The sequence below is a fragment of the Faecalibacterium sp. genome (genome assembly GCF_052358865.1).
Lineage (GTDB): Bacteria > Bacillota > Clostridia > Oscillospirales > Ruminococcaceae > Faecalibacterium > Faecalibacterium butyricigenerans.
Window position 1 is genome coordinate 1 of record NZ_DAWCVJ010000085.1, and the last position, 9,927, is coordinate 9,927.

General features: G+C 56.3%; 10 protein-coding genes and 1 tRNA gene. 9 read left to right on the top strand and 2 right to left on the bottom strand.

The window, feature by feature from the left end; translation table 11 throughout:
* The 5 genes from ACT8X9_RS11340 to ACT8X9_RS11360 all read left to right on the top strand — a co-directional run.
* Window positions 1-601: ATP-binding cassette domain-containing protein (locus ACT8X9_RS11340; RefSeq protein ID WP_444269059.1), on the top strand; the 601-nt coding region annotated here is incomplete at its 5' end.
* A 577-nt stretch (window positions 602-1,178) separates the two neighbouring features.
* Window positions 1,179-1,610, top strand: coding sequence for a sigma-70 family RNA polymerase sigma factor (locus ACT8X9_RS11345; RefSeq protein WP_120020354.1), 432 nt, complete (start codon window positions 1,179-1,181; stop codon window positions 1,608-1,610).
* A gap of 6 nt (window positions 1,611-1,616) precedes the next feature.
* Complete coding sequence (locus ACT8X9_RS11350; protein WP_117477652.1) at window positions 1,617-1,862, top strand: helix-turn-helix domain-containing protein; 246 nt, start codon at window positions 1,617-1,619, stop codon at window positions 1,860-1,862.
* A 355-nt stretch (window positions 1,863-2,217) separates the two neighbouring features.
* Window positions 2,218-2,397: a hypothetical protein gene (locus ACT8X9_RS11355; RefSeq protein ID WP_005927535.1), complete on the top strand. Its 180-nt coding sequence runs from the start codon at window positions 2,218-2,220 to the stop codon at window positions 2,395-2,397.
* Between the two features lie 98 nt (window positions 2,398-2,495).
* A complete protein-coding gene (locus ACT8X9_RS11360; RefSeq protein ID WP_444269060.1) occupies window positions 2,496-4,205 on the top strand; it encodes a DUF4368 domain-containing protein in 1,710 nt (569 codons plus the stop codon).
* A 56-nt stretch (window positions 4,206-4,261) separates the two neighbouring features.
* On the opposite strand, the gene ACT8X9_RS11365 is transcribed toward ACT8X9_RS11360, so the two are convergent.
* Window positions 4,262-4,348 (bottom strand) — tRNA-Leu (locus tag ACT8X9_RS11365).
* A 234-nt stretch (window positions 4,349-4,582) separates the two neighbouring features.
* Here ACT8X9_RS11365 and ACT8X9_RS11370 point away from each other — a divergent pair.
* The 4 genes from ACT8X9_RS11370 to ACT8X9_RS11385 all read left to right on the top strand — a co-directional run bounded on the left by ACT8X9_RS11370 (window position 4,583) and on the right by ACT8X9_RS11385 (window position 8,817).
* Window positions 4,583-4,957, top strand: a complete 375-nt coding sequence (locus tag ACT8X9_RS11370; RefSeq protein ID WP_444269061.1) for a DUF3592 domain-containing protein — start codon at window positions 4,583-4,585, stop codon at window positions 4,955-4,957.
* Window positions 4,958-4,973: 16 nt separating this feature from the next.
* Window positions 4,974-5,924 (top strand): FKBP-type peptidylprolyl isomerase, encoded by a 951-nt coding sequence (locus tag ACT8X9_RS11375; protein WP_444269062.1) that lies wholly within the window; start codon window positions 4,974-4,976, stop codon window positions 5,922-5,924.
* A gap of 302 nt (window positions 5,925-6,226) precedes the next feature.
* A complete protein-coding gene (gene ftsH, locus ACT8X9_RS11380; RefSeq protein WP_227621531.1) occupies window positions 6,227-8,062 on the top strand; it encodes an ATP-dependent zinc metalloprotease FtsH in 1,836 nt (611 codons plus the stop codon).
* Window positions 8,063-8,217: 155 nt separating this feature from the next.
* Window positions 8,218-8,817 carry a transcriptional regulator, IclR family protein gene (locus ACT8X9_RS11385; protein WP_227621532.1) on the top strand — a complete coding sequence of 200 codons (600 nt, stop codon included), beginning with the start codon at window positions 8,218-8,220 and terminating at the stop codon, window positions 8,815-8,817.
* Between the two features lie 91 nt (window positions 8,818-8,908).
* On the opposite strand, the gene ACT8X9_RS11390 is transcribed toward ACT8X9_RS11385, so the two are convergent.
* A partial coding sequence (locus ACT8X9_RS11390; RefSeq protein ID WP_444269063.1) for an Hsp70 family protein occupies window positions 8,909-9,927 on the bottom strand: 1,019 nt, incomplete at its 5' end.

Consider the following 9,927-nt stretch of genomic DNA (forward strand, 5'->3'; position numbering starts at 1 on the left):
TTTGAACCTGATTGCAAATTATTACGAAGGAACGGGCGGGTCGATTTCTATTGGAGGTAAGCCCATTAACCATGTAGCCGCCGAGCGGGTTCTGGAACAAGTTTCTATGGTAGACCAAGACGTATTTCTCTTTGATGATACCATCCGGGATAATATCCGACACGCCCGTCCTAATGCTACGGACGCAGAAATCGAGGCTGCCTGCCGGGAAGCCAACTGTGACAGCTTCATCCGTAAGATGGAAAAGGGATACGATACGCTGACTGGCGAGAATGGAAATCTTCTCTCTGGCGGTGAGCGTCAGCGAATTTCAATAGCCCGCGCTATCCTGAAAAACAGCCCTATCCTGCTTTTGGATGAAGCAACCGCATCTCTTGATATTGAAAATGAGCTTGCCGTAAAGCAGGCCATCGCCAATCTGCTAAAAGAAAAAAAGACAGTGGTAATGATTGCTCATACCCTTTCCATTGTCAAAAATGCAGATCAAATCCTTGTAATGGGTGATGGACAGATTGCTGAATCGGGAACACACGAAGAATTGCTTGCAAAAGGCGGAAAATATGCTGCTATGTGGAACGCAGAGCAAAAAATATCGGCTTGATAGAAAATAAAGCGGCAGGGGTGATACCTGCTGAATCGAATGCGATATTAGCGCAGAAATCTATGAATGGCTGAAAGACGCCTTTAAGAAAGAACAATCATATAGCACATGAGCCTGCCCCGACTAAGGGGAAATAAAAAGCCGTTGGTTTGAGCAGGTGATTTTGTGTACCTATTTTGAACCGACGGCTTTTGAGAAAATCAGGGCCGCCGGTTCTTTTTGCTTATCAGCGCGTTTCATCGTCCGTATGGCGGCCGCTAGGAGGATGCCGCCATGCGCCTGATATTCTATCGAACGCCTAGCTTTGAACTGTCAAAAAAAGCCTTGCTCCCGCACAGGGTCAGCAGGGCTTTTGCTATGTACTATACGATGTAGCCACTGCGCGTTTCGTGCTGCCATTATGCCCGGTTGGCCGTTTTCGGTCTGCTGAGCTTTTCTATTGCCGCCTGAAAAGCTGCCTGTTTCAAAAATATTTTTGGAAATTTTCAAAAAAGCGGGCAGAATCGGGTGTTTCAGGTGTCATATTAGCGGAAAGGGAAAAATCCACCCGACATCCCCACGGAAAGGGGGTGAGAAGATGGAAGCTATTCCTCGCAACGATGGCGAACAGTACCGATTCGATGCGTTCTGCAAAGCGGTGTTGCGAAATGAGGCCCGGAACTATCACCGAAATAAGAAACGTCTGCTTGACCGTGAAAAGTCATTCAGCGTTCTTTCGTTGGAAGAACTGGGGCAGCTCACGAGTGTAGACCATTATCCAAGTGAAGAATTTGTATTTTCATCCTACGGCTGTGATCTGCACATCGACAATGAACTTGTTGCCAATGCGTTTGCCGCTCTGCCAAAGCAAGAACAAAGCATTTTGATTCTGTTTTGCGTTCTGGAACTGGGCGATGGCGAGATTGGCGACCTCATGGGAATGTCCCGGAGTGCTGTACAGCGCCACCGGACAAAAACGCTGAATGAGTTGCGAAAAGAACTAAAGGCGCACTTGCCGGAGGGAGGTTAGGCGTAAATGAACTCCTATGAACACACGAGCAGAGATTTTTTACCGCTCTCGGTGATTCGCTCTGCCTGCGCTGGGGACACCGATGCAGTTGAACAGGTTTTGCGACATTACAGAGGCTATATCAACAAGCTCTGTACAGGCATTCTCTACGACAAGCACGGCCAGCCCCATGTGTGCATAGACGAGTACATGAAACGCCATCTGGAAATCAAACTTATTTCCTCTATTGTGACCAGAGCCGAAACGGTCTGACCCTTTCCACGTTTCGGGACAGCACCTTGAAAAATATGCCCGCAGGACAATGGCGGTGCATCATAGGGCAAACGGATACGTTGCTGTCTGTATCGAGCCGGACGGCGGGTGCGCCACGATGCTTTTCTCTGAAAAGCGGAGCGATTTCCACCCCGCCGCAATGCAAGCGCGGCTGCTTGCGGGCCATGACATACAGGCAGGCTGATACTCCCTTACCGTCAAAGTCCGAGCGTTCAGAGCGTCGCAGGCAATGAGTAGGGCTGCATGAGGAATGCAGGGGTGAGATTCCCGTGGGCTGCTGCCAGCAGCCATCCGTTGGCTCATTTTTTGATTTTTAAGAAAGGGGATTTTTACGATGCAAGCGAAAAAGACAAACCCTGAAAAAACAAAAAATCCAGAGATGCTTACTCTGGATTCGACTTATCGTATTGGCAATCGCTCCTTTATCGTTGAGCCGGTGTTCAAAGAAGAAAGCTCCCAGACCTTAGGAGAAGTTCTTCTCCGGCTGATGAAATCCGAAAGCGAAAAATTATAATGACCTTTCGGGAGGCAGCGGACAGAGAAAGCGGATTGTGTTATAATATAGGTGTACAAGTGAATTTGCTATTCGACTGTCCCAAGAAAGGAGCGAGTATGAAACAGTCGAGTAACAAGAAATCCCGTGAAGCAACCGCTTTTCTCTATGAGCGTCTTTCTCGTGATGATAATTTGGAAGGCGAGAGTTACAGCATCGGCAACCAAAAGAAGCTGCTCACCAAAGTTGCAAAGGAAAAAGGCTATACCAATCTGGTTCACTTTCTGGATGATGGCATTTCCGGCGTGACCATGAACCGTCCCGGTTTCGTTGAAATGATGCAGCAGCTTGAACAAGGGAAAGCCGCCGCTGTGTTCGTCAAAGACCTTTCCCGTCTGGGCCGAAACTATATTGAGGTCGGACGGCTGACAGAAGAATTTTTCCCGGACCATGACATCCGACTTGTTGCCGTTTCGGACAACATCGACACGGCCGAGGGAGAAAACGAACTGGCACCCATCCGAAACCTGTTCAATGAGTGGTATGCCCGCGACATCAGCAAGAAACGCCGTATCAGTAATAAAATCAAAGGCAACTCCGGCGAACCGATGGGACTTCCGCCCTATGGGTATATCAAGGACCCGAACAATCCTAAGCATTGGGTCATTGATGAAGAAGCTGCACAAGTTGTCCGGCGCATTTTTGATATGACGTTGGAGGGCTTTGGCACGGAACAGATTGCCACCCAGTTTGAAAAGGAAGGCATCCTGACGCCGCAGGCCTACTGGATTCAGAAAGGCATCGGCCGTCCCGGAAGGAGCAAGATACGGCCCGCTACCAAGTGGAATGGCTCCACGATTACCCATCTTCTGTACCAGCAGGAATATTGTGGTGATGTTCTGAACTTCAAAACCTACTCCAAGTCCTACAAGAACAAGAAGCGGATTCATAACGACCCGGAAAATTGGGTGGTGTTCCAAGATGTTCACGAACCCATTATTGAACGTGCCGTGTTTGAGCAGGTACAGCAGAAACGCGGAAAAATGCGCAAACGTCGTACCAGCAACGGAGAACACAATATGTTCTCTGGCTTACTTGTCTGCGCAGACTGCGGCTGCAATCTGCATTTCCACTTCAATCAGGGCAACCCGGAAATCAAGTATTTCAACTGCTCCAACTACAAGGGCAATCGCGGCACCTGCCAATCCACCCACTACATCAGGGTAGACTTTCTGGAAGAAGTGGTGCTGGGCGAAATTCGGCGGCTGACCAAGTTTGCCAGCCTCTATGAGGACGACTTTTTGAAAGCTGTTATCGGGCACTCCCAGCAGGCGGATGAAACCGACCGCAAGCTGAAAGAAAAAGAGTTGAAAACACTTCTTGCCCGTGATGAAGAACTGGACGGCCTCTTTGAGCGCATCTATGAGGACAATGTTTCCGGCAAGATCTCTGATGAACGCTTTTCCAGAATGTCCCGGAGATATGAGGACGAGCAAAAGGAGCTGACCGAGAAAATCAAACAGCTCCGCTCCGAAATCGAAAAGCAGAGCAGCCGCACCATGACAACGGATATGTTCATCAGTCTGGTTCGCAAGTACACCAGAGCAAAAAAGCTGACACCCCGGATGCTGAATGAACTGGTTGAAAAAATCGAAGTGTTCAATGCAGAAAAGGTCAACGGTGTATGGGAGCAGCGGCTCCGCATTCACTACAACTGCGTGGGCACCATCGAGATTCCAAGCGCACTTCCTTTACCGACACCCGATGTATCGGTGAATACAAGAAAAGGCGTAGTTGTAAACTACGCCCCCTGTGATGTCGCTATTTAGCAAATAAAAAATGACGAATGTTCTTTGACAGCTAAATGCTGTAAGAACATTCGTCATGGTGCGGATAAGAGGACTTGAACCTCCACCGAGTTGCCCCGATTAGAACCTGAATCTAACGCGTCTGCCAATTCCGCCATATCCGCATATTCTGTTTTTGTTCGTGGCCGTTCGGCTCGGAACGATGATTATTATACCACGGATGCAGAGAAAGTCAAGCACTTTTTTCAAAAATCATGCTACAAATTTTCGGGCGAAAATTGTTGCATTCCGTATAGGCCGAATGGGGCGAAAAATCTGGCGGGATATGGTACAATAAATATCACCCCCTGCGGGGCAGGCGGCCCGGCGGGACTATTTACGGAAGAGGGAAACTACAGATGTTCAATATCATTATCTTTCTCATCGGCGCAGGCATCATGTTCTATATGGCGTGGCGGAGCTGGTCGCGTCGGCGCAGGCTCATGACCCGGGGCGAAAAAGTAGAGGCCGCAGTGGCGGGCACGGTGCAGAGCCGGGACGGTGAAGCCTATCTGCTGGAATTTTCCACCGCAGGCGGCATCCACCATCTCCATTATCCCAAGCCCGCAAAGGGCAGAGAGCTGGAGCAGGGCGCGGTCGTCACCCTTTATTATGACCCGGACGACCCCGCCGAGATGTACGTCAAGGGCGATAAGTCCGTTCTGGGCGCGGAAGTGCTGTACATCGTGCTGGGCATCGTGTTGCTGGTGCTGATGGCCGGCATCGTCCATTGAGAGGGGGAAAAGAAAGATGAAACTCGAACATTTTGGAATGGCGGAGCCGGGCGACTGCCGGGTGGTCTTTTCCGCGACGGCGGCAGAGCTGGAAGAAGCCGTGCAGGCCGTGAGAGCCGCCCCGGGGGCTGCGCAGGACGAAGATGACCTGCTGACGGCGGCGGTGAACCGGGCGATCCTGGAGGGCTTTTCGCCCTTGTTTGCTCAGCTGATGGCGGAGCATGGCTTGCAGCCTGTCACAGATCCGGATTTTGAGCTGCTGGCGGTGAACCGGGCCGAGGGATTCCGGGTGGGAGCGCAGTTCTTTTGTCTGCCGCCGCTGGAGCTGGGGGAATACACCGGCTTTGTCCAGCCCATCCAGCCCCGGCCCATCCGGGAACTGACCATCGAGTTGGAGATCAACCGGAATCACGGCGACGAGGACCGCGCCGCCGATGCCGAGGGCAGGCGGGAACTCCGGGCCAGAGTGACGCAGGAGATCTACGCCCAGCGCTGCCAGCAGGCCCGCGCCGTGGCCGAACAGGCCCTCATCGCCCAGCTGGGCACACAGGTCACAGGCCCGCTGCCCAAGCAGCTCGTGGCGGGCAACTACTTTGCCGAACAGCGTCAGTTCAACCTGCGGATGCAGGCCAATGGCATCAACTTCGACCAGTATCTGAAGGTGCAGGGCCAGACCGTAGAGGAGTTCCGCGCATGGCTCCACACCGAGGCGGAGCGCAAGCTGCGCAGCCGGATGGGCCTGCTGCTGGTGGCGCAGCGAGAGCAGCTCTGGCCCACGGAGGCCGAGGTGGAAGAAGAACTGGCCCACTGGGACGACAAGCGGGACGGGGAGCACACCTTCCCCTCAAACGACCGCCGCCGCGCCGCGCAGCGCATCGCGTCCAGCCGGGCCGCTGCCTTCGTGCTGGCCCACTCCACCCTCACGCCGCCGCCCGCTGAGCCGACGGTGCTGAAGGCCAAAAGCTGAATCTCATCCTCCGGGAAACCGCAGGGCGATAAAAGGCAGGGAAAGCCCGCCGGATGGAAAATGCATCCGGCGGGCTTCTTTGTTAAGAATCTGCGAAGTTTTTGCAAAGTTACCCTCGAAACGCTGGTTTCTTAAATGGCGTCGTGGTATGCTACTATCACACTCACAGGGAACTGCAGGGCACTGCCGTTTCCGAGATCATAAGCTTTGGTCGTCCCGCTCCAGCCTGCCCGGCACGCCAGTGTCTCTCCCCGTGGGAGAGGTGGCTGCAAAGCAGACGGAGAGGGCGAGGAGGGAACCCCATGAAAGAAGTCAAGACCCCCAAAAAGCCGCTGGCCATCTATTACGCCATCGTGCTGCTGGTGCTGATGCTGCTCAACTTCGTGCTCGTGCCGTGGATGAACGAACGGCAGATCAAGGAAGTGGACTACGGCACCTTCATGTCCATGACCGAGGAGAAGGACATCGGCCGGGTGGATGTGGAATCCAACCAGATCCTTTTTACCGATAAAGACGAAACGCAGGTCTACAAGACGGGCCTCATGAACGACCCCGACCTGACCCAGCGCCTTTACGACGCGGGCGCGCAGTTTTCCAGCGAGATCGTCGAGCAGGCCTCGCCGCTGATGAGCTTTCTGCTGAGCTTCGTGCTGCCCATCGTCCTCTTCGTCTGGCTGGGCAATGTTATGAACCGGAAGCTGATGGAGAAGGCCGGCGGCGCGAACTCGATGATGTTCGGCGGCGTGGGCAAGTCCAACGCCAAGGTCTATGTCCAGTCCACCCACGGCATCCGCTTCGCGGATGTGGCCGGCGAGGACGAGGCCAAAGAGAATCTGCAGGAGATCGTCGATTATCTGCACGACCCTAAGAAATACGAAGAGATCGGTGCTTCCATGCCCAAGGGCATCCTCCTCGTCGGCCCTCCGGGCACCGGCAAGACCATGCTGGCAAAAGCCGTGGCCGGTGAGTCCAACGTGCCCTTCTTCTCGATCTCCGGCTCGGAGTTCGTGGAGATGTTCGTGGGCATGGGTGCCTCCAAGGTGCGCGACCTGTTCAAGCAGGCGAAGGAAAAGGCCCCCTGCATCGTCTTTATCGATGAGATCGACGCCATCGGCCAGAAGCGCAACAGCGGCCAGCTGGGCGGCAACGATGAGCGGGAGCAGACCCTGAACCAGCTGCTCACCGAGATGGATGGCTTTGAGGGCAACACCGGCGTCATCATCCTCGCGGCCACCAACCGCCCGGACTCCCTCGACCCCGCCCTGACCCGTCCCGGCCGCTTCGACCGCCGTGTGCCGGTCGAGCTGCCCGACCTCAAGGGCCGCGAGGAGATCCTGAAGGTCCATGCCAAGAAGGTGGCGCTTGCCCCCGGCATTGACTTCAACACCGTGGCCCGGATGGCCTCCGGCGCTTCCGGCGCAGAGCTGGCCAACATCGTCAACGAAGCCGCTCTGCGGGCTGTCCGCTCGGGCCGCAAGAGCGTGACGCAGGCTGACCTTGAGGAGAGCATCGAGGTGGTCATCGCAGGCTACCAGAAGAAGAACTCCATCCTCACCGACAAGGAAAAGTGCATCGTGGCCTACCATGAGGTCGGCCATGCACTGGTGGCGGCGCTCCAGAGCCACTCCGCTCCCGTCCAGAAGATCACCATCATCCCCCGCACCTCGGGTGCACTGGGTTATACCATGCAGGTCGAAGAGGGCAACCACTACCTCATGACCAAGGAAGAGCTGGAAAATAAGATCGCCACCCTCACCGGCGGTCGTGCCGCCGAGGAGGTGGCCTTCCAGTCGGTCACGACCGGTGCATCCAACGACATCGAGCAGGCCACCAAGCTGGCCCGCGCCATGCTCACCCGCTACGGCATGAGCAAGGAGTTCGACATGGTGGCCCTTGAGACGGTGAACAACCAGTATCTGGGCGGCGACACCTCGCTGGCCTGCTCGGCCCAGACCCAGCGGGAGATCGACCAGCGGGTCGTGGAGCTGGTGAAGGCCCAGCACGAAAAGGCCATCCGGATCCTGACCGACAACCGGGCCAAGCTCGACGAGCTGGCAAAGTACCTCTACGAGAAGGAGACCATCACCGGCGACGAGTTCATGGCCATCCTCGAAGAAAAAGCCTCAGATGAAAAATAAAAGGAAAGCGCTGCAATAATCCGACCGCCGTATCCGTATTCATTACAGATACGGCGGTTTTCTGATGCGCCGTGTCGCAAATAAGATAGTGATTTGGGAAGCCCCCTCCGTCAGTGCTGACGGAGAGGTCATCCCCCTACAGGAGGATACGACATATGAGACTGAACAAGAACACTGCACGCCGTGCCGCTGCTGCGGCCGCTCTGCTGACCATGACCGCTGCAATGAGCGTGGGCGCTTTCGCTGCTGATGACACGGTCGTCGCGGGCTATCTGCCCCCGCAGGCCGAGAGCGTCATGACGCAGGGCGACATCGCCCTCCACTCTGACGTTCCGGTGGGGGAGGTAGACCCCAACTACGGCGGCTACGCCTCCCCGGTGGAGAATCCCATTCAGGGCAACGTCATGATGATCTCCGACGCAGCGGAGGAAAAGCACGAGGCCCGTTACACCGTCAAGGGTCTGCTGGGCAAGCAGGTGCTTTATACCGCCCGTCAGGAGGGTCAGGTGCTGACGCTGGACGCTCCGGATGACAACGCCACCTTCCGGGCCACCATCCTCGATATGCAGGCCCTGCTGGATCAGGGTGTGAGCACGCTGGTGTTCAAGACCGGAAAGACCTCCACCACCCTGAACCTGACCCTCCTGTGCGAGGGCCAGAAGTCCGGCACCAAAGTGACCCTGCGCCACCTCGGCAGCAGCGCCCGCCTCACCGTGGGCTTCCGCAGCCGCCGCGACCTCATCGTCGGCCGCTGAGCCGCAAACGAACCGTTTTCTCTCCTCTTTTCCACTGATACGAACAGCAAGAAGGCCCGCTGCATTCATCGCAGCGGGCCTTCTTGTGTGTTCAGATGGTATCGTCCGGGCCGCTCCCGCCCTGCTCCGAGGCATAGAGGAGCATCAGGTGGTTTGCACTGGCCTCCAGCTGGCTCTTGGCCTGACGGAGGTTCGCTTCCTCCGTCTCGTTCATCTTCTCGGGCTTATCCTTCCGCAGGCAGCGGCGGAGGTTCGCCACATCGGCTTTGATGCGGTTCTTCTCCTCCTTGTCCAGCTCCTTCTTGCACTTCGAGAGAGCTTCGTCTACCTTATAGGCCAGCACCTCGGCCTGATTGTGGAGATCGAGACGCTCCTTGCGACGGCTGTCCTCGGCCTCGTAGGCGGCGGCGTCCGCCATGGCGCGCTGGATCTCGTTCTCCGAGAGGTTGGTGCTGCCGGTGATGGTGATGTTCTGCTCCCGGCCCGTGCCGAGGTCCTTGGCCGACACCTTGACCACGCCGTTGACGTCGATGTCAAAGGTGACTTCGATCTGAGGCTTGGACGAGAAGCTGGCCCGGATGCCGTTCAGCTTGAACTTGCCGAGGCTCTTGTTGTCCCGGGCAAAATGCCGCTCGCCCTGCAGGACGTTGATCTCCACGCTGGTCTGCATGGGGCGGGCCGTGGTGAAGAGCTGGCTCTTGCGGGTGGGGATCATGCTGTTGCGGGTGATGAGGGGGGTGGCGACGCCGCCCAGCGTCTCGATGGAGAGGGTCAGAGGGGTGACATCCATCAGCACGAGGCCCTGCGCTGCTGCGCCGGTGGCACCGGCCAGCTTGCCGCCGCCCTGCAACAGGCCGCCCTGTACGGCGGCACCCATCGCCACGCACTCGTCGGGGTTGAGGCTGTGGCTCGGCTCACAGCCCAGCAGCTCTTTTACCTGACGCTCGACGGCAGGCATCCGGGTGCTGCCGCCGACCAAAAGCACCTTGCCCAGCTGGGAGGCCGAGATGCCGGCGTCCCGCAGCGCGTTCTGCACAGGGGCCACGGTCCGGGCCAGCAGGTCGCCGGTCATCATTTCGAACTGGGGGCGGGAGAGGGTCAGGTCGAGGT

What these genes read in the sequence shown, in the direction of transcription:
- ACT8X9_RS11345 (WP_120020354.1), top strand. Translation starts at nt 1,179, where the DNA reads ATGGAAGCTATTCCTCGCAACGATGGCGAACAGTACCGATTCGATGCG.
- ACT8X9_RS11350 (WP_117477652.1), top strand. Translation starts at nt 1,617, where the DNA reads ATGAACTCCTATGAACACACGAGCAGAGATTTTTTACCGCTCTCGGTG.
- ACT8X9_RS11355 (WP_005927535.1), top strand. Translation starts at nt 2,218, where the DNA reads ATGCAAGCGAAAAAGACAAACCCTGAAAAAACAAAAAATCCAGAGATG.
- ACT8X9_RS11360 (WP_444269060.1), top strand. Translation starts at nt 2,496, where the DNA reads ATGAAACAGTCGAGTAACAAGAAATCCCGTGAAGCAACCGCTTTTCTC.
- ACT8X9_RS11370 (WP_444269061.1), top strand. Translation starts at nt 4,583, where the DNA reads ATGTTCAATATCATTATCTTTCTCATCGGCGCAGGCATCATGTTCTAT.
- ACT8X9_RS11375 (WP_444269062.1), top strand. Translation starts at nt 4,974, where the DNA reads ATGAAACTCGAACATTTTGGAATGGCGGAGCCGGGCGACTGCCGGGTG.
- ftsH (WP_227621531.1), top strand. Translation starts at nt 6,227, where the DNA reads ATGAAAGAAGTCAAGACCCCCAAAAAGCCGCTGGCCATCTATTACGCC.
- ACT8X9_RS11385 (WP_227621532.1), top strand. Translation starts at nt 8,218, where the DNA reads ATGAGACTGAACAAGAACACTGCACGCCGTGCCGCTGCTGCGGCCGCT.